Genomic DNA, 24120 nt, shown 5'->3' on the forward strand with positions numbered 1-24120 from the left:
AGCCGTCGACGCCTTAGGACCGGTGATGAACGCTGACGGGGTTCGCGACCGCGCGCGATCGCTGCCGCGTGAGCCCGGCGTCTACCAGTTCCGGGCCGACGGAACGACGCTCTACGTCGGCAAAGCCGTCGACCTCCGGAGTCGCGTCGGCTCCTACGCCGACCCGCGGAGCGCGCGCATCCGACGGATGGTCGACCGCGCCGACGGGATCGAAATCGCCGTCACCGACACCGAGACGCAGGCGCTCTTGCTCGAGGCCAACCTGATCAAGCGCCACCAGCCCCGCTACAACGTCCGGCTCAAGGACGACAAGTCCTACCCGATGGTACAGTTGACCGACCACCCGGCCCCGCGGATCGAGATCACCCGCGATCCCGACGGCGAGGCACAAGGCACTGCCAGCGGGCCGACCGTGTTCGGCCCCTACACGAACAAGCGACAGGTCGAAACCGTCGTGAAAGCCCTCCGGGAAACCTACGGCGTCCGCGGCTGTTCGGACCACAAGTACGCAAACAGGGATCGGCCCTGTCTCGACCACGAGATGGGACTCTGCACCGCCCCCTGCACCCGCGAAATCGAACTCGAGGACTACGTCGCGGACGTGACGGCGGTCGAGCGCTTCTTCGAGGGCGAGGCGGGCATTCTCACCGATCCGCTGCGCCGGGAGATGGAGGCCGCCGCCCAGGAGCGGAACTTCGAGCGCGCGGCGAACCTCCGCGACCGGCTCGAGACCGTCGAGGCCTTCCACGGCGAAGGCGGCGAGGCGGTCCAGTCGGTCGGCGACGAGCGCGCGGTCGACGTACTCGGCGTCGCGATCGAAGGCGAGGACGCAACCGTCGCCCGCCTGCGAGCCGAGGACGGCAAACTCGTGGATCGAGAGCGCCACACGCTCGACGCACCCGGCGCGGCCGCGACGGGAGCAGGAGAAATCGAACGGGGCGGCGTCCCCGCCGTCCTCGCCGCATTCATCGTCCAGTACTACGCCGAACGCGACCTGCCCGACGCGCTCCTCCTCCCCGAGCGCCACGGCGACGAGGAGGTCGCCGCCTGGCTCGACGCCGAGACCGTCTCCGTTCGGGTTCCGGGGGCCGGCCGCGAGGCCAAACTCGTCGATCTCGCGCTCAAGAACGCCCGCCGGAACGTCGGCCGCCGCGACGAGTGTGGCATGCTCGCCGACGCGCTCGAACTCGATGTCTCCCGGCGGATCGAAGGGTTCGACGTGAGCCACGCTCAGGGAACGTCAGCAGTGGGAAGCAACGTCACGTTCGTCGACGGAAGCGCCGAGAAGGCAGATTATCGCCGGAAGAAACTGCGAGACCAAAACGACGACTACGATAACATGCACGCGCTGCTCGCGTGGCGCGCCCGCCGCGCCGTCGAGGGACGGGACGATCGGTCCGACCCCGATCTCCTGCTGATCGACGGCGGCGAGGGCCAGCTCGAGGCCGCCCGCGACGCGCTCGACGAGGTCGGCTGGGACGTGCCCGCCGTCGCGCTCGCGAAGGCCGAGGAGACGGTCATCACGCCGGACCGGCAGTTCTCCTGGCCCGCGGACGCGCCGCACCTGCACCTCCTGCAGCGAGTTCGCGACGAGTCCCACCGCTTTGCCGTGCAGTACCACCAGACGCTGCGCGACGACGTGTCGACGGTGCTCGATGACGTGCCCGGAATCGGCCCCGAAACGCGAAAGCGGCTCCTCGGGCGGTTCGGCAGCGTCGAGAACGTCCGCGAGGCGACCGTAGCGGACTTGCAAAGTGTTTCGGGCGTCGGCGAGAAGACGGCACGGACGGTCAAGGAGCGGCTGTGATGTAGCGTCGACCGATGACTTCTGTCGGGAGCGCTCCGCCGGAAGCGCACGTATAGATCGGATCGGTGTCACCGACACTCGATCGTTTCACTCTAACGGCTCTGTTGAACTCCTAAATGCATGATGGGGTTTCGTACCCGCACCGAATAGAATGCGCGTATGCAGCACTGGGATTAGTTCAAATAAGCTCCAATCGAATCGGTAGAGGTAGACCGTGTAACTATCAATCTCGTCGGTGTTTCCGTAGCCGTCTCGATTCCGTGATCGTCAGTCCGTACCGGAAGGGATGCAGGGGCAGCTAGCCGACTACCCTTACTAGAAAATTTCGGGTGAAATTACAGTTGCGGGAGATATGGGGACGGTTAAATTGGGGGCGGCGGCTTGGTAGGTATGGACGAACGAGTTCGGGAGCACGCCGCGGTGCTCGTCGAATGGAGCGGGAGCATTAAGGCGGGTGACGATGTCGTCATCGCGGTCGGTGAGGGCGCACACGAACTCGGCGTGGCCGTCGCCGAGAAACTCGGGGCTGTCGGTGCCCATCCAGTCACAACGTACGTCTCAGACGAAATAGAACGAGCGTATCTCCGCGCTCATGACCGTGATTTCGACGAAACCCCGGCCCACGAACTCGCACTCTACGAGGAAACCGACTCAGTACTCCTTCTCGTCGGGTCGCGGAATACGACTACCTTCGCGGACGTCCCCCAAGAGGTCCGCCACGCCTGGCCGACCGAGCCGGTTCGCGAAGCCTGGCTGGCGACTGACTGGGTGAAGACCGTCCATCCAACTCGGGCCCACGCACAGCAGGCCGGGATGACTTACGAGGCGTATCAGGACTTCGTTTACGACGCCGTGCTCCGCGACTGGGAGGCCTTCGCCGATGAGATGGCAGAGTTAAAGACCCTGCTCGACGCTGGCAGTGAGGTGCGAATTGTGAAGGGCATGGACGGCACGGACATCACGATGTCTATTGAGGGTCGCAAGGCCGTCATCGGCGATGGTTCCGTCAATCTCCCGAGCGGCGAGGTGTACACCGTTCCCTCTCATACGACCGGCGAGGTATACTTCGACGTCCCGATGACCGTTCAGGGTCGACGCGTCCAGGGCGTCCGACTCCGCTTCGAAGACGGCGAGGTCGTCAACCACGCGGCTGAGACGGGTGAGACTGCGCTTGGAGAACTACTCGAGACCGACGCGGGTGCCCGACGACTAGGTGAACTCGGTGTTGGGATGAACCGTGGTATCGACCGCTTCACTGACAACGTTCTCTTCGACGAAAAGATGGGCGGCACTGTCCACCTTGCGGTCGGGAGCGCTTACAACGAATGCCTTCCCGATGGCGAAACGGGCAATCAGAGCGCTATTCACACCGATCTTATCACCGACATGACCCGCGGGGAGACCCGGCTGGAGGTCGACGGAGAGGTCATCCAGTGCAACGGGACGTTTCGCTGGGAGGAAGGCTTCGATGGTTAGTGGCCAGCGAGGAACCGCACTAGTTCAGGTCAGAGTCGGGGTATAGATTCGGGAGACGTGACGGCATCGGGAGAATCACTATGTTTCAGGATAGAGTGAGTGGTTCGACTACCTTCGAACCGGCTGATTGAGCCAACTTGATCTGAACCGGACACACGTATCACGCTGAATCTATCCCCTGTATTCAGCAGACCGTTCCTATCAATCGTCAATGATTTCAACGGAGTCACTCGAGCGAAGGATCCGCGGCTCTTGGAGCTCAAATCAATGAAGGGCGGGCAATCACAGTACCTTTTAAATCATGATACCATGAACCACAGTAGCATGACATCAGAATTCGGTGCGCTATCGCTGGTACCACCGCTGCTCGCGATCGCGCTCGCTATCGTCACCCGACGGGCGCTGCTGTCGTTGTTCATCGGCATCTGGGCGGGCGGCGCGATCATCGCAGCGGACGGCGCGGAGACCGCACTCGAGTTCGTTGCCGTCCCGTTCGTGGCCGTCGTGGAAGCGTTCGGGTGGATCGTCGCCTCCTACGGAGACGATACGTTCCACGCCGAGATCATCGCGTTCACGTTCCTGCTGGGTGCCGGCATCGCGCTCGTCTGGCGGATGGGCGGCTCGGTCGCCGTCGCTCAGGCTGCCACCACGAGAGTCGACTCGCACCGCCGGGTCGGGCTGGCCGCGTGGCTGCTCGGGCTGGTGTGGTTCTTCGACGACTACGCAAACACCGCCATCGTCGGCTCGGCCGTCAAGGATATCGCCGACGAGGTTCGGATGTCGCGCGAAAAGCTGGCGTACATCTTAGACTCGACCGCCGCACCGGTTGCAACGTTCGGCATCTCGAGCTGGGTCGCGTTTCAGATCGGCCTCATTCAGGACGTCTACGACTCCGAGACGATCAGCGGGGAGACCCCCTCGGCCGTCGGGACGTTCCTCTGGTCGATCCCGTTCAACGTCTACTGTCTGCTGGCCCTGTTGATGGTGCTTATCATCGTGCTAACCCGGCGGGACTTCGGCGAGATGCTCGACGCCGAAACGCGCGCACAGCGAACGGGGAAGGTGACCCGGGAGGACGCCACCCCGCTCCAGAGCATGAAGGAGGATCTCGGCGAGCCCGCCGTCGACGACCCGCTGCTCCGGACGTTCGTCGTCCCGGTAGCCGTCCTCGTCACCGTCGTCATCGGCGGAGCGACGATCACCGGCTTCCAGGCCGCTGGCGTGACGCCCGGAGAGGTCCTCTCGGAGACCGGCGCGCTCATCGACCTGATCGACAACACGGATTTCACCGGCGCGCTCGTCTGGGGCTCGTTCTCGATGGTCGCGACGGCCGTCGCGATGGCGCTGTACGACGACGTGCTCACCCTCGAGGAGTCGATGGAGACCATCTTCGACGGCTTCGGGATCATGCTCACCGCCGTCAGTATCCTCGTGATGGCGTGGTCGATCGGCACCGTCGCCGAGGTTCTCGAAACCGGCCGGTACGTGACGGCCCTCGCCGAGGGGATCGTCACTCCCACGTTGCTTCCGGTCGTCGTGTTGCTGTCGACGGGAATCATCGCCTTCTCGATCGGAACGTCCTGGGGGACGATGGGCATCGTGACGCCCATCGCGGTGCCGATGGCCTACGAGATCGGGAGCGGATCGCCGGAACTGCTGTCGGTCGCCGTCGGCGCGATTTTCTCCGGGGCGATCTTCGGCGACCACTGCTCGCCGATCTCCGACACTACCATCCTCTCGTCGACGTTCGCCGGTGCCGACCACATCGACCACGTCCGCACGCAACTGTACTACGCCCTCACCGTGCTCGCCGTCTCCATCGTCGTCTACCTCCTGTACGGACTCTTCGGCCTCTCCCCGTTCGTTCTGGTTCCGATCGGTGCGGTCGTGCTCGTCGGACTCGTCTACGCCCTCTCGGAACTCGACGCCGCCCGCAAGAACCTCGTCGCAAAACCGTTCGCCGGCGCGGGAGAGCGCGACGTTCCGAGCGACGACTGAGCCGCGGTCGATCCCGCTCGACGCTCGAAACGAGTCGGAAAACCGGACAATGGACATTTCTATGCCCTTCGCGAGCGTAGTTACTCCCGTGTCTAACGACGACCCGCTCGACGACCTGCTCGACGAACTCGACAGCCAAAGCGACCTCGAAACGGCGGAACAAGTCCTCTCGATCCGCATGGAAGAACGACGCTACGGAAAACCGGTGACGATCGTCGAGGGCTTCGACCTCTCCGAGTCCGAGATCGAATCGATCGCTTCCGACCTCAAGTCGTCGCTCGGAACCGGCGGGACCGTCGACGAGGGCCGTATCGAACTCCAGGGCGACCACCGCGACAGAGTGCCGGACCTACTTCGCGACCGCGGCTTCGACGTCCAAACGTAACGCGAGTTGCACCGGTCCAAATCGAGTTGCGAGTACAACTTTGTGCACTGCTGTCGTGGCTCATACTATGGAGATTCGCCCGGCAACCGCCGACGACCGCAGCGCCATCCGCGAAGTCGCTCGCGACACCTGGCACGACACCTACGACGACCTTGCGAGCGACGTCATCGACGACACCGTCGACGACTGGTACGATGACGACGAACTCGAGCGCGCGCTTTCGAAGCCCGGAACCGCCGTCCTCGTCGCCGAAACCGATGCCGGCGTCGTCGGCTTCACTCACGGCGTCGTCCAGGACGATGAAGGCGACGTCCTCCGAATGTACGTTCACCCGGATCACCAGCGCGAGGGCGTCGGAACTGCACTGCACGAGCGACTGCGCGACGATCTCGCGGACTTCAACATGAACCGCATGCGAGCGATCGACCTCGCCTCGAACGCGACCGGACGCGCCTTCTACGAAGAACTCGGTTTCGAAGAAACGGATACCGGGACAGTCGAGTTAGGCGGCGAAGCGCACGAAGAAGTCGTCTATACGCTGTCGTTGTAGGCGACGGTCGCCGTCTCACCTACCCCTGCGCATCATCGGCGACCAGCGGCAGGTATTTATGCCATAGTGCTAAAGATATTTTTAGAGATGTCTAATGATCGTGCCGTCGGATCGCAGGTTCCGAGTGAGAACTCGTGAACGAGGCGCTGACGGTCCTTCTGGAATCGCTTCGAGACGGTTACGTGCAGGTGAGTGCGTTCGTCGCGGTGACGGTCCTCGCGTTCGGTCTGCTCCAGTACTACACCGACGGTGCCGTGCTCGCCGCGATCGAAGAGAACGAGCGATTACAGGTGCTGTTCGGCGGTCTGCTTGGATTGACGCCGGGCTGTGGCGGAGCGATCATCGTGATGCCGCTGTACGTCCGGGGAACTGTCAGTTTCGGTACCGTCGTCGCCACGCTCGGGGCGACCGCCGGCGACTCGGCGTTCGTCATCCTCGCGCTCGCCCCCGAAGCCGCACTGTACGCCTACGTCATCGCGTTCGCGGCGTCCGTGGCAACCGGCTACCTCGTCGACTCGGTCGGTCTGGGCGTCTCCCGAATCGATGCTGCCGTGGCTCGACTCTCGCCCGCCGCGACGCCCGACGGCGGAACCGTCGTCAACGGCAGCGTCGGGCCGAACCCGGCCCACGACTACGGGGGTTCGGCACCGACGCACGCCCACGAGACGGGACCGGATCGTCACTCGCGAGTTCTCACGCCGCTCTCGCACCTCGTCCACGTCGGCTGGTGGCTGAGTGCCGTCGCCGGACTCGTCCTCGGGACGCAGTACCTGCTCCGGGGCGGGCCCGAGGTCCCGATCCGACTCGGCACCGACTTCGCGGGCGCGTTTACGGCCGTCGGCATCGTCGGTGCGGTGCTCTCGCTGTACCTCTACGTCGTCGGCCGCCACTACGTGGGTGAGGGAGAGGTCGCCCGCGCTCGCGATTCGTTCGGCTCGGTCTACGAGACGCTCACCCACGCGGCGATGGAGACCAGTTTCGTCACCGTCTGGGTGCTCGTGGCATTCCTCGTCTACGAGTTCGGCGTCCTCTTGACGGGGGTCAACGTCGCGACGGTCGCGGCGGCCGCGGGCGTGCTCGCGCCGATCGGCGGCGCGGTCGTCGGGCTGATCCCCGGCTGTGGCCCGCAGATCCTGCTGGCGAGCGTCTACGCCGAGGGTGGATTGCCGTTTTCCGCGCTGACCGCCAACGCGATCTGCCAGGACGGCGACGCGCTGTTCCCGCTGCTGGCCGTCGACGCCAAAGCGGCGATCGTCGCGACGATCTACAACTTCCTGCCCGCGGTCGTCGTCGGCGTCGCGCTCCACCTGCTGTGGGGACCGGTCTTCGGCATGGCGGAGTTCGGGTTCGGCGTGCTCTGACGGTTCGTCTCCTCCACTACGGGTCACTCGAACGCGACGAGACGGCCCCATCGGGCCCGACGAAAACCGCTCCGTTGGCGACTGCCGGTCGGTCGACGCCGCCGTGTTTATGGCTGCGCCTTGACCCTGACCCTGACCCTGACCGTTGCCGACGGTCGATTCAGAACTCCTCGGTCGGCGGCGCGATCCCCTCGTCCGCGTCGCCCTCGAGTTCGAATTCCTCGCGGACCTCGCGAATGCGATCTCGAATGTCGGCTGCCAACTCGAACTCGAGGTTGGTCGCGGCTTCCTGCATCTGCGTCTCGAGTTCGTCGATGTAGCGGGCGGCCTCGTCTTCGTCGTCGAGTTCGCGGCCGGAGATTTCGGTGGTATCGGTTTTGCTTCCGGGGAGGTTCGTCTCGCTGACGTCCTTATCGATGGTGGTCGGTTCGAAGCCGTGGTCCTCGTTGTACGCCCGCTGGATTTGGCGGCGGCGCTTGGTTTCCTCGATCGCGGACTCCATCGCGTTCGAGGGGTCGTCGGCGTAGAGGACGACCTCGCCGTTGACGTTGCGGGCGGCCCGGCCCATCGTCTGGACGAGGGTGGTTTCGCTGCGCAGGAACCCCTCCTGGTCGGCGTCCAGAATCGCGACGAAGCTCACTTCGGGGATGTCTAACCCTTCTCGCAGGAGGTTGATGCCGACGAGGACGTCGATCTCGCCGAGTCGCAGCGAGCGGATGATCTCGTGGCGCTCCAGGGTATCCGTCTCGTCGTGCATGTACGCGACGTCGACGCCGGCTTCCTCCAGATACTCGGTCAGGTCCTCGGCCATCCGCTTCGTGAGCGTCGTCACGAGCGTGCGTTCGTCGCGCTCGATCCGCTCGTCGATGCGGTCCATGAGGTCGTCGACCTGGCCGCTCGCGGGCGAGACGGAAACCTCGGGGTCGACGAGGTGGGTCGGCCGAACGATCTGCTCGGCGATCCGCTCGGAGTGTTCGCGCTCGTAGTCGCTCGGCGTCGCCGAAACGTACAGCGTCCGGTCCGTCTTCTCCTCGAATTCCTCGAAGGTGAGCGGGCGGTTGTCGTACGCGGTGGGGAGCCGAAAGCCGTTCTCGACGAGCGAATCCTTTCGGGACTTGTCGCCGGCGTACTGGCCGCGGATTTGCGGGATCGTCTGGTGGGACTCGTCGATGACGGTCAGGAAGTCCTCCGGGAAGTAATCGAGCAGCGTGTAGGGTGCCTCGCCGGATTCGCGATCCGAGAGGTAGACCGAGTAGTTCTCGATGCCCGAACAGTAGCCCGTCTCCTGCATCATCTCGAGGTCGAACGTCGTCCGCTCGTCGATCCGCTGGGCGGCGAGCATGTCTCCCTGGCGTTCGAAGTACGAAATACGGGAGTCGAGATCGTCGCGGATCTCGTCCATCGCGCGCTCGAGTTTCGGCTCGGGAATCGAGTAGTGCTCCGCCGGGTGGACGAGGACGGCCTGCTGCTCGCCCTGCATCTCCCCCTCGAGCGGGTCGACCTTCACCATGCGGTCGATCTCGTCACCCCAGAGTTCGACGCGGACGGCGTAGCGGCCGTACATCGGATAGATCTCGATCGTGTCGCCGCGAACCCGGAACGTCCCCTGCGTGAAGTCGACGTCGTTGCGCTCGTAGTTCAGGTCGACGAGCTGGGCGAGCAACTCGTCGCGGCCGATCTCTTCGCCGACCTCGAGTCGCAGCGACATATCGACGTAGTTGCGCGGGTCGCCGAGGCCGTAGATGGCGGAGACCGAGGCGACGACGATCACGTCTTCGCGAGTCAAAAGCGAGCGCGTCGCAGAGTGGCGCAAGCGGTCGATCTCGTCGTTGATCGAGGCGTCCTTATCGATGTAGGTGTCGGTTTGCTCGACGTAGGCTTCGGGTTGGTAGTAGTCGTAGTAGGAGACGAAGTACTCGACGGCGTTTTCGGGGAAGAGACTGCGGAACTCTTCGTACAACTGCGCCGCGAGCGTCTTGTTGTGGGCGATAACCAGCGTCGGTTTCTGGATCTCCTCGACGGTCCACGAGACGGTGTTTGTCTTCCCCGATCCCGTGACGCCGAGGAGCGTCTGTTTCTCCATGTCCGACCGGAACCCGTCGGCTAACTGCGCAATGGCTTCGGGCTGGTCGCCCGCGGGTTCGAACGGGGCGTCGACCGCGAACGGCCGGTCGACATCGGGACGGTCCGGCTGGAGTGGCCCTCGAGAATCACTCATATCCGTTACACGGACTCGAACCACTTTACGCGCTCGCATGCGGATCGAGACGCGTCACGTCCGGGCCGAGCGATGTGATCGGCGACCGCACGACACGCTCATCGGCGTCGGTTCACGGCTCTCAGCCACTGGCTCACCACACTACTAGCGAAGCAAGTCGTACGTGGCTACTGCTCGCCCAACCGTTATGAGCCGACTCGTTGTGCATCGAACCATGACAGAGCAACTTCAAGCGGCTCGCGACGACCTCGAAGAGGCGGCGAAGTCCGCCGACGACGATGTTCGGGACGACATCCGCGAAACCACCGACGCGTTCGACGACTACGTGATGGGCGACACCGAGCCCGATCACGCCCTCCTCGACGAGCGACTCAATACGCTCCGTCAAGTCCGCGAGCGAGCCGACGGCAACACCGAAGCGAAGGTCGACTCGGCCATCGAGACGGTCGAAGCGTATCGAGAGACCATCGACCAGGCCTGAGTCGACGACGGCTTGAGACCGCGGCGCTATCCGACGGGGGTGAAACGGCGGGCGTAGCGCGTGTCAGTGGAGTTCTTTCTCGACGATGTAACCCCATTTCTCGTAGTTGCGGTTTTCGTAGTACTCGTGAACGGCCTCTTTCGCCGATGGTGACGCTAGTGCGACGTACTCACACCCGTTCTCCGTCGCCCACTCTTCGACGAACGCGATCAGTTCGGTTCCGTATCCGTTCTCCCGCCGGGATTCGTCGACAACGAGATCGTAGAGCCACGCGTGGCGAGCGTGATGGAGGACATGCGTAACGAGAACGCCCGCAACGCCGACTACGTCGCCAGCTACGAACCCGCCAAACAAGCGGTAGTCATCATCCGCCGTCCACTCCAGCACGTCCGCCGGGTCGGTATCACGACACAATTGACGGAGGATCGGAACCGCTTCGCGACGCTCCGCCTCGACGGTTAGCTCCCGTATTTCCATGCTGTCCGTGACGAGTGACTGATGAAAAATATAATTGATGTGAGTTACCAATCGACAGGAGAAACTACGATCGAGGAACCGCCGTGTCAGTTCCGACCGGCGATCGATCATCCGCTCGCGCCTGAAGGCGCGCGAATCCCGAGCGATGGGAGACGACGAGTTCCGGAGTCAATAGCCGAACGATAGCACGCTCAATACTCGTCCGGCGTCCGCTCGCCCACGTCGACCGCCGCATCCGTCTCCGCGAGCAACTCTTCGAACCCGTAGTGACGGAACCGATCGACGACCGCCGCCCGATCCCGCTCGTCGACCGCCTCGAGAACAGTCCCCAGAACGCTCGTCGTCGCATCCTGGGCCGGAACGTCGACGGTATCCATGCGCTGATCGACCCGCGAGACGAACGCTTCCTCCGAAAAACGTTGGTCCGATTCTCCCTCGGTGAGGTGCTGTCCGAGATCGCCCGGAAGCTGCGCGGCCAGATCCTCGCTCTCGTCCGCGCTCAATCGCTCGCCGAGCGTCTCTACCACCGCCCGCGTGGCGTTACTCGCTGCCTCCTCGTCCGTATCGAGCCGGTCGCTCACCGTCTCGAATAACACTGATTGCTCCATATCCGCGCCCACGGTGAGTCGGCCCCTCACGGTTCGGGCAGCAACTGCCGGGTCCGGCGTCGACCAGCCGAGAGGACGGCCTGCGTTGCAACGCGTGCGTCAGCCTCTTACGGAAGGTCCGCTTGCTGTTGGACGGCCTGATAGAAGTCGTGGCGTTCCATATCGGTCGTTGGACGGAACTGGCCGTGGCGGTTGGGCCGGCGATCGCCGGTTGGCGTCTTCGAGGGGCACCCCGCGGTCGACTACCGTTTCTCGTCGACACCTGCAAGCGGTCACTCGAGTCGATCTAATACGGCCTCTTTCTCGTAGGACAGCGATAGTGACCGCGACCGACCGCGTCCGTCGACCTCCGTGTATTCGGCGTCGATCAGGCTGAGCTGGTCGAGTTTGTTGACGATTTCGGAGTAGCGGGTGTAGCCGAGTTCAGTGTGGTCGCGGAAGACGTCGTAGACCTCGCCGGCCTGCTCGCCGTCGTGGTTGGCGATGACTTCGAGGAGCGTCAGTTCGGTGTCGGTGAGTCCGGACAGCGAGCGAGAGAGGTTGACGTACTTCGACTGTTCGTAGGCTTCGTCGACGTCCTGGCGTTCGACGGTGCGGCTGGCGCGCATTTCGGCGTTGAGTCCGGCCCGGCGCAGGAGGTCGATACCGACGCGGAGGTCGCCGCTGTCGGCGGTGAGATCGGCGACGTGTTCGAGCGTGTCGCGGGCGATGACGCCGTCGTGGAAGCCGCGCGTGACGCGTTCGTCGAGGATGTCGCCGATTTCGGGGCTGTCGTAGACGGGGAAGTAGACGTCTTCGGGGCGGAAGACGCTCTGGACGCGCGAGTCGAGTTCGTCGATGACGTCGAGAGCGGGGTCGGAGGAGACGACGACGACGCCGATCTTCGCGCCGGGGTACTCCTCGTGGGCGCGAAGGAGCGAATAGAGGGTATCAGACGCCTCGTTTTCGTAGAAGAGGTAGTTGACGTCGTCGAGAGCGACGACGAGGACGCGGTCGTCGTCGACGAGTTTCTCGGCGATCTGGCCGAAGAGTTTCTTGAACGAGATACCCGACGAGGGGGGTTCGTAGTCGAAGGTGCCTTCGAACAGGCGCGAGAACACCGAGTAGCGGGTGGCGTTGACCTGGCAGTTGACGCGGATCGTTCGAACGTCGCTGGTCTGGGCACCGACCTCGTCGAAGAGCTTCTGGATGGCCGTCGTCTTGCCGGTTCCGGGCGGGCCGCGGACCATGACGTTGAGGGGGCGCGAACCACGTACGGCGGGGCGGAGCGCGTACGTCAGGTTTCGCATCTGGCCTTCTCGGTGTTTGAACGTCTCGGGGACGTAGTCGATTTCGAAGACGTGTTCGTCTCTGAACACGGACTCGTCCCACGACAGCATCCCCCCTTCGGGGTCGTCTGGCATCACTTTCACCACGCTGTCCGAGTTACTTAGTTGTTTGCTGTCTATCGTATTCTGACCCGCTCGACGTGGCAGTTTCTTCCGACCGACGCGCCGATCGGTGATCCCGGAACGGGCGATTCCGACCGGGGACCATCGGTGCGCCCGCCCGCGGTTCACTCGAATTTCTCGAGTAACCGGTCGTAGAATTGTGGTTCGGAGACCGTTTCGGCGCCGCCGTTTGTGCGGGCGGACTCGGCCGCCGTTCCGCCTGCCGCGTCCGCCCCGTCCGCACTCGCCTCCGTCGCCAACTTCTCGACGATCAACTCCGGCGTCGACCGCGCGAGGTGGTCCTTCACCGGCGAGCGGTTCACCTCGAGTTCACCGTCGACCAGCCCGACGGCCTCGATGCCGTCGACGGTCACGTCGAAGTCGGCCATCTCGCGGATTTCGTCCGCCAGGTGGGAGACGAAGACGGCCGTCGCGCCGTTCGCCGCCAGCGCTTCGAGGATGCCGGCGATGATCTTCGCCGACGCGCCGGGTTCGGTGATGCTCTCGAGTTCGTCCACGAGCACGAGCGAGCCCTCGCCGCCCTGGGCGAGGTCGGCGAACTCGCGGACGGTGGACTCGAACGCGCCCGCGTCCAGCGTGCCCTGCGTTTTGGCGTGGTAGTGCAGGTCGTCGAATCGCCGCAGGCGAGCGTGCTCGGCGGGGACGGGCAGTCCCATGTGTGCGAGGACGACGACGCTCGCAACCAGATCGAGCAGCGAGGTCTTCCCGCCGCTGTTGACGCCGGAGAGGAGCGTGACGCCCGACACGTCGTAGTCGACGGGGTCGATGTCCGCGAGCGGTTCGTCAAGCAGCGGGGAGCGCCCGGCTTCGATGTCGAATCCCGCCGCCCTCTCATCAGCCGCCGGGACGAACGTCGGCATCGTGCAGCCGAACTCGTCGGCGAATCGGGCGACCGCGAGTTCGACATCGAGTTCGAGCGCGTTCCGGACGAGGTCGCGCGCACCGGCGCGCTGGTCGGCGAGATCGGCCGCGAGGTCGCGCTTGAGTGTGCCCGCGCGGCGCTCCTTAGTCGCGGTGAGGTCCTCGCGTAACCGGGCGGTCGCGTCCTCGTCGCGCTCGACCGGAAACGTCGGTTCGTCGCCGAAGGTTCGTCTCGCGACCTCGGCCTCGCCCGAATCGAGGTCGAGCGCGTCGATCAGGTGCTCGCGGGCGGCCGCGACGGCCGCGGCGAACTCGTCGGCCAGTTCCCGGGAGAGCAGCGAGTCGACGCCGGCGCCGCGTTCGACGAGCGAGAGGAGGTCCGACCCCTCGATGGTCACGTCCTCCTCGCGGATCGCCTCGCGGAGGTGGTCGTTCGCGACGGTTTCGGCCGTGCCGACGGCCGCGTCCAGGTCGTCGACGGCGACCGTCAGTCGGTCGAGTTCGTCGTCGCCGGCGACGGTGCCGTCCGCCTCGAGCCGCGAGAGGCCGTCTTCGAGGGCGTCGATGTCGCAGTCTGACGGCGGGTCGAGATCGGCGGCCCGGTGGACCGCGATGGCGGCGGTGATCCGGTCGCGGTTGCGGGCGAAGAACGCGAGCGGCCGCTCGGGGACGATTTCGGCCGGGTGCTCCAGGGCGTCGGGTCGAACCTGGACGTCGCCCTCGACGGTGACGCCCGCGAAGGATTCGTCGAGGGCGATAACGGTCGAGTAGCCGCGCGCGAGTTCGGCTAAGCCCTGGGCGTCCTCGACGATCTCGACGGAGAGTTCGGGGATCGCCTCGCGGGCCGCGGCGTAGCGCTCGGCGTCGGTCGTCGCCAGACAGCGCTCGCGAACGCGAACGTCGCCAGGGGTTGCAAGCGGTTCGACGCCCGTCAAGGCATCGAGTACCGCGGGAGCGGGGTCGCGAGCGATCGCCTCGCGGGCGAACGTCTGGACCTGCTCGATGCGCGAGCGTTGTGAACTCGGGTAGAACGTCTCGACGCGCTGGGCGGCGTAGTCGGTGACGGTCCGTTCCGTGAGCAGTGAGAGGACCTCGCGGTAGATCTCTCTCGCGCGGTCGGTTGCGAGGAAACCGCCGGGGTCGTCGTGGTCGTGGCGAATCGCACCGCGAGCGATGCGGGCGGCCCGTCCCTGACTGATCCCGGGTGCGGTAGCGAGCGCCGCGACGTCGCCCGCGCGGAGCGCCTGCTCGGGGTCGTCGAGTTCCGACAGCGCCCGAGCGGTCTTCTCGCCGACGCCCGGAATCGACTCGAGATCCATTGCTTCTCGACGGTCGTATCAAACCGGAGCGAGAAAAAGCTCCCGCCCCGGCCGTTCGGCTGCCGTGCTACCATCGGTCACGGACGTGGAAGGAGACGGAAGGATAGTCGACCGGTAATATATCAGAATATCACACCATCTCTGTCGGCACCGGTGAGAGCGAGTACCAGGAGTCGGCAAGAGATTTATCCCGTTCAAACCCCATCAGAAAGATATGGATAGGCGACAGGATAGGGCGACGCAATCGCTTTGGGGGGATGTCGATGACGGCGATTTACTCACGCGATTTCGGGCGCTCGTAACGGCGATCGACGACGGTATTTGTCAACTCGATACAGAAGGACGGTTCGTTGCGGTCAACGACAGTATTGTCGAACTCACCGGGTATACTGACGCCGAACTCCGCGGCGAACACGTCTCTGTAATTCTCAACGAGACCGACACCGAAACGATCGAACGAAAGATCGCCGGCCAAGCGGCGGCCGGTACTGATTCGGTCACCCCGTTGGAACTGGACGTTCAGACGGCTACTGGAACCGTAATCCCCTGTGAATTCCGGCTCGCGGGGATGGACGAGGACGGTTCGTTTCACGGGATCATCGGCGTCATTCGAAACCGTTCGGAGACAACACAACAGGTGAACTCGTCCGGATCAGCGGTAACGAGTGATGACACCACCGGTCAAGAGCGGTCCGAGGGAGATATCGAAGAGAACGAGGAAGCGTTCCAGTCGCTCGTCGATGCGGTCGAAGAGTACGCGATCTTCCGGCTTGACGAGAACGGATACGTCACCACCTGGAACCGGGGCGCAAAACAAATCAAAGGGTACGATCGCGCCGAAATCATCGGAAAACACTTCTCGACGTTCTACACTGCGGAGGATCGGGAGACAAACGTACCCGAGCGAAATCTCGAGGCCGCGATCGAGAACGGTTCCGTCGAGGACGAAGGCTGGCGAATCAGAAAGGACGGCACGCGATTCTGGGCGAACGTCACGATCACGCCCGACTGGGACGAGGACGGTACCCACCAGGGTTATCTGAAGGTCACCCGCGACATGACCGACCGGCGGAAACGCGAGATGGAACTCAAGAGCGAACTCCAGCGGATCTTCGATCGGATCTCCGACGCGCTGTACGCGGTCGACGAGGAGTTCAGATTCACGCTCGTCAACGAGCGCGCCGAGGAGTTGCTGGGCTATCCGGAAGCAGACCTTCTCGGCGAAAAGCTCTGGGACGTCTTCCCTTCGTCCGCCGAGATCGACGAGGTCTGGGACGCCTTTCACACGGCTCGTGACGAACAGGTCGCGACCAGCTACGAACTCTACTACGATCATCTCGGTTTCTGGGTCGAGGCGAATCTCTACCCGTCCGAGACGGGGATCTCGGTGTACTTCCGCGACGTGACCGAACGAAAGCGCCGCGAACAGGCCTTAGAAGAATCCGAACAACGATACCGGACGATCGCTGAGTACTTCCCGGACGGGATCATCACCCTGTACGATCACAACCTCGACTACACGCTCGCGGCGGGACAGGGCTTCGAGAAGGTCGACGAAGAGCCGAGCGACGTCGAGGGCGCTAACTTTTACGACGCCTGGTCGGCGGAAACGCGCGACAACCTCGAACCGATCCTCCGCGCCGCGTTAAACGGCGAGAGGCGCTCGGTTGAACTCTGGCACGACGGGAGGGAGTGGGTCGTATACGCGGTCCCGGTCACGGACAACGAAGGAAACGTCTTCGCCGGCGTGACGATGGCCCACGACATCACCGAACGGAAAGAGAACCAGCGCAAACTCGAAGAGACGATCACGCAACTCGAAGAGTCGAACAAACGGTTGGAACAGTTCGCCTATGCCGCCTCACACGACCTGCAGGAACCGCTCCGGATGGTCTCGAGCTACCTGCAACTCATCGAACACCGCTACGGCGACGCGTTCGACGAGGACGGCGAAGAGTTCCTCGAGTTCGCCATCGACGGCGCGGACCGAATGCGAAAGATGATCGAGGCGCTCCTCACGTACTCTCGGATCGAGACCCGTGGCGAGCCGCTCAAGCCGGTTGCACTCGACGATATTCTCGCGGACGTTCGCCAGGACCTACGGGTCCAGATCGAGGAAACGAACGCCGAGATTACGGCCGTCGATCTGCCGCGGGTCGAGGGCGATGCCGACCAGTTGCGGCAGGTCTTCCAGAACCTGTTGGGCAACGCCATCGAGTACAGCGGGGCCGACCGACCGCGAGTGCACATCGACGCCGACCGGCGCGCGTCCGACCGACGCCAGAAGTGGGTGATTTCGGTTCGCGACGAGGGGATCGGTATCGAAGCGGACGAGCAGGACCGGGTGTTCGAAGTGTTCGAGCGGTTACACACCCGCGAAGACCACCCCGGGACGGGGATCGGACTCGCGCTGTGCCGGCGGATCATCGAGCGCCACGGCGGCGAGATATGGGTCGACTCGAAGCCGGGGGCGGGATCGACGTTTTCGTTCACGCTGCCAGCGGTGGAAGGCTCGTAATCGCGACGGTGTACGGCGTCCGACGCCGAGAGGGCTTGCGCGATCCGGGCAACTCGTTATCCGATCAGCATTCCAACTACGAGTATGGTGTTCAAACGTCTCCTCGGCTCGAAACTGACCCGGTCGCTCACCGTTGCCTCGGTGTTGCTCGAGATGAAGCGAGCGCTCAATCGCGGCAACAACGTCCGCGCACTCCTGTTGCTCGGCGTCGCCGTCCTCGCCTGGAAGTGGGCAGTCATCGGCCTGGTCGCACAGGGGCTCGCAAGCGTGATCCGTCGCGGGAGCCCGTCGGATTCGGGATCGAAATCGAGTGCAGCCTGAGCGCTCACCGAGCGCTCGAAACGCACTGTCGCGCATCGACAGCAGTAGTCCTCGCCAAAATCGGCGTTCGACAGTTATTCGAACCGACGCGCGCGGCGCACGTCGATGTCGTCCCTGCAGTGGCAAGACACCGCGTGCAGCCCGGTTCAAGCGAAGTCGTCGACGAGCGGAAGCGTCGCCAACTGCGCCGCCGACAGGAGGACGCGGTCCTTCTCGAGGCCGTGGGCGATCGATTCGACCATGCCGTCGCTATCGGTGAGCGGAATCAGTCTCACAACCGTCCCGCGCTCGTCGGCAGCGAGTTCGACGAGCGCGTGTGGAAACGAGGAGACGGCGGGAACGGTAAGTTCCGTGATGCCGTCGGCGCGTTCGAGCGCGGGAAAGTGGAGGTGCCCGGTGATGACCAGCGAGACGTCGTGGCTCACGAGCAGGTCGACCAACGGCTCCGGATTGGAGAAGCCGGGGACGCTTCCCTCGACGGGGAGTTCGGAACTGTAGCGTTCGTAGAGCGCACCCGTCGCGGGCAGGTTGTGGTGGACGACGACGACCGACGTATCGGCATCGGGCGCGGACTCAGACAGCACCTCGTCGAGCCACATCAACTGCGCCGCGTCAATACGGCCATCCCACGTCTCCGCGGGCGCGTCCGGCGTCGCCGCGTGGCTGTTCAACCCGAACACGTCGAGGCCGCCGAACCGGACGTGAAAGGGCAGCCCGCCGGGGGTGTATCGATCCTCGAACGCCGCGATCGGCAGCGAGTCGTGCTCGTCGAACGCCGTCGGGAAATCGTGATTGCCGGGAACGGCGACCGCCGGCGGATCGAACCCGGCGAGTTCGTCGAACAGCCTGAACTCGTCGGGGTTGCCGTTTCGCGTCAGGTCGCCGGCGATGACGACGCCGTCGTAGTCGCGGTCGTTGACGGCGTTGACGGCGGCCCGGAGGTGGCGCTCCGTGCGGTGAAACACCTTCCAGGTACCCGTTGCGTCCGTCGCGAGATGAACGTCCGAAAGGACGCCGAGCCGGGTCGGGTCGGTCGCCGTCGGTCGCTCGAGGCGTGCGAGAACCTGTCCGGAATGCGGACGAGTTGGCATCGGTATCGTCTCCAACGACAACGAGACGTGTAAGCGCTAGACCGTCATTCGCCGTCGGAACGGGAACGGTCTCCGCCGCGGCTAGCCATCGTCACCGTCGTAGCTCGCGATCCGTCCCCACGTCGATTTCTTCCCCCAGAGCCCCGAGCGCATACACTCGAGTTCGACGATCTGGGAGTTATCGACGAAGAGGTTCACCCGCGGCCCGAACTGTTTGATGTACCACTCGAACACCGCGGGATCGGCGGCCTCGAAGACGCAGTGCTCGATCCCGAGTTCAGTTGCGATCTCGAAGGCGACGTCCGTCCGCCAGTCGCGAACTCGTTCGGTGATTCCCTCGGATTCGACCATGACTTTGTACGCGCCGGCCTCGAGGTGTCGTTTGCCTTCCTCGATCGCGCTCGTCGGATCGATCGCGGACTCGCTCTCGAGTTCCTCGACGCTCGACGCGCCGCCGGCACCGAACTGGACGTTGATCTCTGGTTTCGCCTGCAGGCCGTGATCCTGGACGAGTTCGGTGAGCGCGACCGTGTCGTCGACGTCGATCGCGAGGAAGCCGCTCGAGATTTCGACGATATCGAAGCCGAGGTCGGCGGCTTCCTCGATGTACCGTTCGACCCGGTCGTGGTCGCGGATCAGGACGTTCTCGATGAAGCCGCCGGTCGAGACCAGCACGTCGTGGTCGTGGCAGACCTCGATCAGCTCTCGGACGGCGTCTTCGGGCATCAGCGCGAACGAGCCGCCGGAGAACTTGTAGATGTCGACGTACGCGCCCATCGTCTCCAGGATGTCGCGCAGTTCCCGCGGACCCATCGGGTCGTAGTAGGGGCCGCGGATCTCGGTGATGCCGGTCTCTCGGGGTTTGTCCTCGCGCTCGTTGACGTGCAGGAAGTCGAACGCGCGGTCAGTGTCGGCCATGGAGAGCCCGACCACGAGCAGGACCAAAACGCTGTCACGCCGCTCGATTGAACTCCTCCGCCGGTGATAGATCTCCGGTGAGTGGAGTGACTGAAAGACTATACCGTTCCGAGCGAAATTCGAGACTATGCCGTCGCTAGAAGGCCTAAAGACCTGGTTTTACTATGAGACGCGCATCATAGCGTTCGCCGTCTCCCTGTTTATTGTTTTATGGGCGGGAAATCGGATTACGGGATCCCTGGACGGGCTCCCGCTTACAAGTCCGCGATTTGGACTCGCTATCACGGCGATCTGGGTTGGCACGATCCTGGCTCTGCTCTGGCTGGCAGGGCGATACAACTGACCGGGACGCAGCTCTACGAATCGCCGTTTTCGCACGAGTTCGAACGCGGTCAGGCGAGGAGTGCCGTCAGGTCGGTCACTTTGTGGTCTTCGATCGAGCGGATCAGCGCCTGAATGTCATCGCGACGCTCGGCGTCGATGAACTCGTCGGTGACCGTCTCGAATTTTTCCGCGAGGCCGTCCCACCCGATCGGATCGGTCGGATGACCTCGGAAGGCGTCCTTCTCGACCCGGTAGGTGGTCCCGTCGTCCATCGTGACGTCGATGACGGCGGGCATCTCCCCGTTTTCGAAGCGTTCCGTAAGGGCGGGATCCTCGGAGACGTCGACGATCCGGAGCAACTGCTGAACGTCGTTCCGACGGATTCGATCAGGATCGTACTGCGCCAGCGAGAGGTCGCGATCGATCAGCGCGACGGCGAGCATGTACGGCAGCGAGTGGTCCGCCTGTGCTCGATTGGCGACCTCGTAGCGGTTGCCCTCGCCGCCGCCGATGATGAGCTTCGCGCCGCCGAACGTCTCGAGTTTGATACCGGCGACCTTCGCCGGATCGAGGTCCTCGCGCTCGGCGAGTTCGACGACGCCTTCGACCGCGGACTGGGCGTAGGTCTCGGCGACGTATCGTTTCGTCATCACGTCGTGAACTCGCTCTCCCGGCGTCAACTCGACCTCGAACGGCCCCGAGATCACGTCCTGCCAGCCCTTCTGCCCCTCGAAGACGTTCCGCGGGCCGGCCACCCCGTGTTTCGCGAGCATCGCCGCGTAAACCGCGTTGCGAGCGGCGTTGGCCGACGCGAGCCCCTTCCACTCGTTGATCTCGCCGGTTCGGGTCACGCGAAGGGCGTTGTGACCCGTCGCGGCGATAGCGATCGCACTCCGCGTTTCCTCGAGATCGAGTTCGAGTACCTTGGACGCGCCGGCGGCGGCCGAGACGACGGTGTGGGTGACGTGGTCGAATCCCCGCTCGCGGACGGGCGCGTTCCAGGCGAGTTCGGCCTGGATCTCGTAGGCGATCGCGAGGCCGGCGAGCAGGTCGGTGCCGGAGCGATCGGCGAACTCGGCGGCGGCGACGACGGCCGCGACGTTGTCGCTCGGATGGGGCGTCTCGCCGGGCGCGAGAAACGAGTCCATGTAGTCGAGGTAGCGAACGAGCGCCGTGTTGTGCATCGCCGCGCCGACCGGAGAGGCGCGTTGGTCGCGACCCCAGAGCGTACAGGGCCCGTCGTCTTCGAGCGCCGTGACCGTCCGGCGGACGGCCTGTGGCGGGCCGGCGACTTCGGCGGGAACGGCGATCCCGACCGCGTCGAGAAGCCGTCGTTTGAGCGCGTCGCGAACGTCCGCGGAGAGGTCGTCGTAGTCGGTCTCCCGGACGAACTCGGCGAGTTTGAGTGCCGTCGTCATACGGCTGGTACCACAACGACCGCCAAACGTCTTGGCGTGGTCGGCGGGCGATCAGAATCGACGTCACCGCCGATCGCGAGTGGCTCGGTCGTCCGAGGCAGGAGATGCGCGTTCGATAGTTCGATCGGGCGTCTAACCGAGCAACGGGCGTCCGGTCAGGGATCGTCGTCGTTGTAACCGTACTCGCGGTCCGGGTCCTGAACGCCTTCCGTGCGCGAGCCGACCCAGGCTCCCAGGGCGAGGCCGTAGACGAGGTGGCCGGCGTGAAACAGCGCGAGTTCGTCGGTGTCGAGTCGGATGTCGAGCAGTTCCTTCAGCATGATCTGGGAGCCGAACGCGGAGAGGGCCATCCCGAAGACGGTTCCCCAGACGAGGCCGCGTTGCTCCGGTTCGATCGACTCTTCGGCGTCCTGGAGGGCGAAGAGCGCGCCGAACACGGCACCGGCCTGGACGCCGTAGAGGAGGTGTAAGGCGATGCCGACGATCGGATGGTCGTCGGGGTCGCCGCCGGAGACGTACTGCGCCCAGAAGTTGGCGGACGGTGGCAGCGAGCGCAAGATCGGGAGCCGAAACGCCGTCATGATGAGCGTCGCGACGAAACCGGCTTGAAGCCCGCGAACTGCAGCACTGCCGGCGTGTGCGAGACGCGACTTGTCGGTTACCGATTCGGAACGCTTCGGCGCCGGCGAATCCGACCCGAACTGCCGTAACCGATCGAATACTGACATGGGGGTTTGGTACGCTACCACTGGGAGTTCCTTAACGCTCCGGCGTGAACCTGACTGCAACTGGACGGAAAGTGTGTCTGCGCAATAGATCGACGCGACTGCCGGTATCGATAGACGGTTACGTCGAATTGACCGACTAGTCAGACGGGAGTAGAAGCGTGGACGAGACACCGGGAACGGACGAGACGGCACAATACAGTTCGAGACGGCAGTACCTGATCATCGGGTCCGTCGTCGCCAGCACCTTCTTCGTCGGCTTCGGCGGTGGCGTCATCTTTCCGATCCTGCCGAACTTGGGCGACGTACTGGGTATCTCGCCGTTTCTCGTCGGCTTCATCCTCAGTGCGAACCGGTTCTCGCGGCTCCTCGCGAGCGCGCCGGCGGGCGGACTCGTTGACCGCGTCGGCACGCGAACGCCGTTCATCGCCGGCCTGCTGGTTCAGAGCGTCGGCACGTTCGGCTACGTCGTCGCGATGGTCGCTCCGCTTCCCGAAGCCTGGTTCCTCCTCGCCCGCATCGTCTGGGGCCTCGGAAGCGCGCTCGTCTTTGCGACCGCCTACACCATCGCCGCCGACGTGAGCGAGGCCGACTCGCGCGGGACCAGCATGGGCCTCATCCGCGGCGGCAGCATCTTCGGCTTCCCGACCGGCCTCGTCCTCGGCGGCGTCGTCAGCGAACTCGCCGGCATCCCGGCCGCGTTCCTCGTCGCGACGGCGTTCTCGTTACTCGCGAGCGTGATGGCCGCCCTGACCGTTCCGGAGACGCACGTCACCGACACCCGAGAGGCCGTCGCGCCCTGGAACGTCGACACCAGCGTGACGACGATCATCGTCGGCCTGGTCAACTTCGCCGTCCTGTTCGCCTACATCGGCGCGCTGTTCGCGACGCTCGTCCAATTCCTCTCCGTCCACGGAATCGGCGTCCTCGGCTTCGACGCCCAGGGCTCTTCCGGCATCTTCATGGCCGTCACCGTCCTCGCCGCGGCCACGTTCATGTTCGCCGGCGGCTACGCGAGCGACCGAACGAACTCGCGGGTGCCGACGCTGCTCGTCTTCCTGCTCGTCTCGTTCGTCGGCTTCGTCCTGCTGGCGGGCGCGAGTTCGGCGGCGACGCTGACCGTCGCCTGTCTCTTCATCGGCGCCGGACAGGGCGGGACCAGCGGCCCGCTCATGGCGCTGCTCGCCGACCTCACGCCGGACGAGCGCATGGGCCGGGCGTCCGGAACGACGAACGTGCTCGGCGATGTCGGCGGCGGACTCGGGCCGCTGCTCTCGGTTCCGCTCGTCGATACGCTCGGCTTTTCGCCGGTGTACGCCGCGTGTGCGATCATGCCGCTGGTCGCGGGCGGAATCCTGCTCGTCGGCATCTACCGCGAGACGGGCGCGTTGCTTCCGGCGACGAGAGAGCAGAGTGTGGCCAGCGAGTCGCTGGACGACTAACAGCGGCAACTCAAGAGAGCGGGAACTGCCGATTCCAGAAGCCATCCTCCAGGTCGCCAGACCGCCGAACCACCGCGCCACTACGGCACCACGCCGCGACGGCGCTACGACGACAACGCGCTTTTGCGTATCCGGTCCGAACCAGGCCCCATGACAACCGTCGAGGCCAAACTGGCGGCCGCCCGCGACGAACTGGCGACCCACGACGGCATCCTCGTCGCCTTCTCGGGCGGAGTCGACTCGAGCGTCGTCGCCGCACTCGCTCACGACGCCCTCGGCGACGACGCCGTCGCCTGCACCGCGAAGAGCGAAACCCTCCCCGCCGCCGAACTCGAGGACGCAAAACGGGTCGCCGACGAGATCGGCATCCG

Annotated in this window: 20 protein-coding genes; 11 read left to right on the top strand and 9 right to left on the bottom strand. The window is 64.5% G+C overall.

Features of this window, described 5'->3' with window-relative positions; all coding sequences use genetic code 11:
* Positions 1-25 precede the first annotated feature (25 nt).
* From C481_RS17450 to C481_RS17475, 6 genes are all read left to right on the top strand, one after another.
* Complete coding sequence (locus C481_RS17450) at positions 26-1807, top strand: excinuclease ABC subunit C (RefSeq protein WP_006110645.1); 1782 nt, start codon at positions 26-28, stop codon at positions 1805-1807.
* 390 nt (positions 1808-2197) lie between these two features.
* Complete coding sequence (locus C481_RS17455; RefSeq protein ID WP_006110646.1) at positions 2198-3283, top strand: aminopeptidase; 1086 nt, start codon at positions 2198-2200, stop codon at positions 3281-3283.
* 324 nt (positions 3284-3607) lie between these two features.
* A complete protein-coding gene (locus C481_RS17460) occupies positions 3608-5281 on the top strand; it encodes a Na+/H+ antiporter NhaC family protein (RefSeq protein WP_006110647.1) in 1674 nt (557 codons plus the stop codon).
* Between the two features lie 88 nt (positions 5282-5369).
* Positions 5370-5666 carry a stress response translation initiation inhibitor YciH gene (yciH, locus tag C481_RS17465; RefSeq protein ID WP_086009704.1) on the top strand — a complete coding sequence of 99 codons (297 nt, stop codon included), beginning with the start codon at positions 5370-5372 and terminating at the stop codon, positions 5664-5666.
* A 67-nt stretch (positions 5667-5733) separates the two neighbouring features.
* A complete protein-coding gene (locus C481_RS17470; protein ID WP_006110649.1) occupies positions 5734-6216 on the top strand; it encodes a GNAT family N-acetyltransferase in 483 nt (160 codons plus the stop codon).
* Positions 6217-6350: 134 nt separating this feature from the next.
* Complete coding sequence (locus tag C481_RS17475) at positions 6351-7577, top strand: putative manganese transporter (RefSeq protein WP_006110650.1); 1227 nt, start codon at positions 6351-6353, stop codon at positions 7575-7577.
* A 160-nt stretch (positions 7578-7737) separates the two neighbouring features.
* Here the strand turns inward: C481_RS17475 and uvrB are convergent, their stop codons facing one another.
* On the bottom strand, positions 7738-9795 hold the full coding sequence (gene uvrB, locus C481_RS17480) for an excinuclease ABC subunit UvrB (RefSeq protein ID WP_006110651.1): 2058 nt from the start codon (positions 9793-9795) through the stop codon (positions 7738-7740).
* A gap of 214 nt (positions 9796-10009) precedes the next feature.
* Here uvrB and C481_RS17485 point away from each other — a divergent pair, with 214 nt between their 5' ends.
* Positions 10010-10276 carry a DUF7553 family protein gene (locus C481_RS17485; protein WP_006110652.1) on the top strand — a complete coding sequence of 89 codons (267 nt, stop codon included), beginning with the start codon at positions 10010-10012 and terminating at the stop codon, positions 10274-10276.
* Between the two features lie 63 nt (positions 10277-10339).
* Here the strand turns inward: C481_RS17485 and C481_RS17490 are convergent, their stop codons facing one another.
* From C481_RS17490 to C481_RS17505, 4 genes are all read right to left on the bottom strand, one after another.
* Positions 10340-10753, bottom strand: coding sequence for a GNAT family N-acetyltransferase (locus tag C481_RS17490; RefSeq protein ID WP_006110653.1), 414 nt, complete (start codon positions 10751-10753; stop codon positions 10340-10342).
* 191 nt (positions 10754-10944) lie between these two features.
* Entirely contained in the window at positions 10945-11361 is a 417-nt protein-coding gene (locus tag C481_RS17495) for a DUF2267 domain-containing protein (protein ID WP_006110654.1), read from the bottom strand.
* Between the two features lie 272 nt (positions 11362-11633).
* Entirely contained in the window at positions 11634-12764 is a 1131-nt protein-coding gene (locus C481_RS17500) for an ORC1-type DNA replication protein (RefSeq protein ID WP_006110655.1), read from the bottom strand.
* Positions 12765-12916: 152 nt separating this feature from the next.
* Positions 12917-14992, bottom strand: coding sequence for a MutS-related protein (locus C481_RS17505; RefSeq protein WP_006110656.1), 2076 nt, complete (start codon positions 14990-14992; stop codon positions 12917-12919).
* 214 nt (positions 14993-15206) lie between these two features.
* On the opposite strand from C481_RS17505, the gene C481_RS17510 reads away from it, so the two are divergent.
* Complete coding sequence (locus tag C481_RS17510; RefSeq protein WP_006110657.1) at positions 15207-17510, top strand: PAS domain-containing sensor histidine kinase; 2304 nt, start codon at positions 15207-15209, stop codon at positions 17508-17510.
* Between the two features lie 84 nt (positions 17511-17594).
* A complete protein-coding gene (locus tag C481_RS17515) occupies positions 17595-17831 on the top strand; it encodes a hypothetical protein (protein ID WP_006110658.1) in 237 nt (78 codons plus the stop codon).
* 146 nt (positions 17832-17977) lie between these two features.
* On the opposite strand, the gene C481_RS17520 is transcribed toward C481_RS17515, so the two are convergent.
* The 4 genes from C481_RS17520 to C481_RS17540 all read right to left on the bottom strand — a co-directional run bounded on the left by C481_RS17520 (position 17978) and on the right by C481_RS17540 (position 22310).
* The gene (locus C481_RS17520) at positions 17978-18922 is read right to left on the bottom strand and encodes a metallophosphoesterase family protein (RefSeq protein ID WP_006110659.1); all 945 of its coding nucleotides are present in this window, start codon (positions 18920-18922) and stop codon (positions 17978-17980) included.
* 81 nt (positions 18923-19003) lie between these two features.
* Complete coding sequence (locus tag C481_RS17525) at positions 19004-19840, bottom strand: phosphosulfolactate synthase (protein ID WP_049904745.1); 837 nt, start codon at positions 19838-19840, stop codon at positions 19004-19006.
* A gap of 392 nt (positions 19841-20232) precedes the next feature.
* Positions 20233-21582: an MmgE/PrpD family protein gene (locus tag C481_RS17535; protein ID WP_006110662.1), complete on the bottom strand. Its 1350-nt coding sequence runs from the start codon at positions 21580-21582 to the stop codon at positions 20233-20235.
* Positions 21583-21737: 155 nt separating this feature from the next.
* Positions 21738-22310, bottom strand: a complete 573-nt coding sequence (locus C481_RS17540; RefSeq protein ID WP_006110663.1) for a DUF6789 family protein — start codon at positions 22308-22310, stop codon at positions 21738-21740.
* Positions 22311-22468: 158 nt separating this feature from the next.
* On the opposite strand from C481_RS17540, the gene C481_RS17545 reads away from it, so the two are divergent.
* Positions 22469-23749, top strand: a complete 1281-nt coding sequence (locus C481_RS17545) for an MFS transporter (protein ID WP_006110664.1) — start codon at positions 22469-22471, stop codon at positions 23747-23749.
* Between the two features lie 150 nt (positions 23750-23899).
* On the top strand, positions 23900-24120 hold a 221-nt coding region (locus C481_RS17550), incomplete at its 3' end, for an asparagine synthase-related protein (protein ID WP_006110665.1).

The organism is Natrialba asiatica DSM 12278, assembly GCF_000337555.1.
GTDB lineage: Archaea > Halobacteriota > Halobacteria > Halobacteriales > Natrialbaceae > Natrialba > Natrialba asiatica.

What these genes read in the sequence shown, in the direction of transcription:
- C481_RS17470 (WP_006110649.1), top strand. Translation starts at nt 5,734, where the DNA reads ATGGAGATTCGCCCGGCAACCGCCGACGACCGCAGCGCCATCCGCGAA.
- C481_RS17490 (WP_006110653.1), bottom strand. Translation starts at nt 10,753, where the DNA reads ATGGAAATACGGGAGCTAACCGTCGAGGCGGAGCGTCGCGAAGCGGTT.
- uvrB (WP_006110651.1), bottom strand. Translation starts at nt 9,795, where the DNA reads ATGAGTGATTCTCGAGGGCCACTCCAGCCGGACCGTCCCGATGTCGAC.
- C481_RS17510 (WP_006110657.1), top strand. Translation starts at nt 15,207, where the DNA reads ATGGATAGGCGACAGGATAGGGCGACGCAATCGCTTTGGGGGGATGTC.
- C481_RS17520 (WP_006110659.1), bottom strand. Translation starts at nt 18,922, where the DNA reads ATGCCAACTCGTCCGCATTCCGGACAGGTTCTCGCACGCCTCGAGCGA.
- C481_RS17450 (WP_006110645.1), top strand. Translation starts at nt 26, where the DNA reads ATGAACGCTGACGGGGTTCGCGACCGCGCGCGATCGCTGCCGCGTGAG.
- C481_RS17460 (WP_006110647.1), top strand. Translation starts at nt 3,608, where the DNA reads ATGACATCAGAATTCGGTGCGCTATCGCTGGTACCACCGCTGCTCGCG.
- C481_RS17495 (WP_006110654.1), bottom strand. Translation starts at nt 11,361, where the DNA reads ATGGAGCAATCAGTGTTATTCGAGACGGTGAGCGACCGGCTCGATACG.
- C481_RS17455 (WP_006110646.1), top strand. Translation starts at nt 2,198, where the DNA reads ATGGACGAACGAGTTCGGGAGCACGCCGCGGTGCTCGTCGAATGGAGC.
- C481_RS17515 (WP_006110658.1), top strand. Translation starts at nt 17,595, where the DNA reads ATGGTGTTCAAACGTCTCCTCGGCTCGAAACTGACCCGGTCGCTCACC.
- C481_RS17540 (WP_006110663.1), bottom strand. Translation starts at nt 22,310, where the DNA reads ATGTCAGTATTCGATCGGTTACGGCAGTTCGGGTCGGATTCGCCGGCG.
- C481_RS17500 (WP_006110655.1), bottom strand. Translation starts at nt 12,764, where the DNA reads ATGCCAGACGACCCCGAAGGGGGGATGCTGTCGTGGGACGAGTCCGTG.
- C481_RS17525 (WP_049904745.1), bottom strand. Translation starts at nt 19,840, where the DNA reads ATGGCCGACACTGACCGCGCGTTCGACTTCCTGCACGTCAACGAGCGC.
- C481_RS17505 (WP_006110656.1), bottom strand. Translation starts at nt 14,992, where the DNA reads ATGGATCTCGAGTCGATTCCGGGCGTCGGCGAGAAGACCGCTCGGGCG.
- C481_RS17485 (WP_006110652.1), top strand. Translation starts at nt 10,010, where the DNA reads ATGACAGAGCAACTTCAAGCGGCTCGCGACGACCTCGAAGAGGCGGCG.
- C481_RS17535 (WP_006110662.1), bottom strand. Translation starts at nt 21,582, where the DNA reads ATGACGACGGCACTCAAACTCGCCGAGTTCGTCCGGGAGACCGACTAC.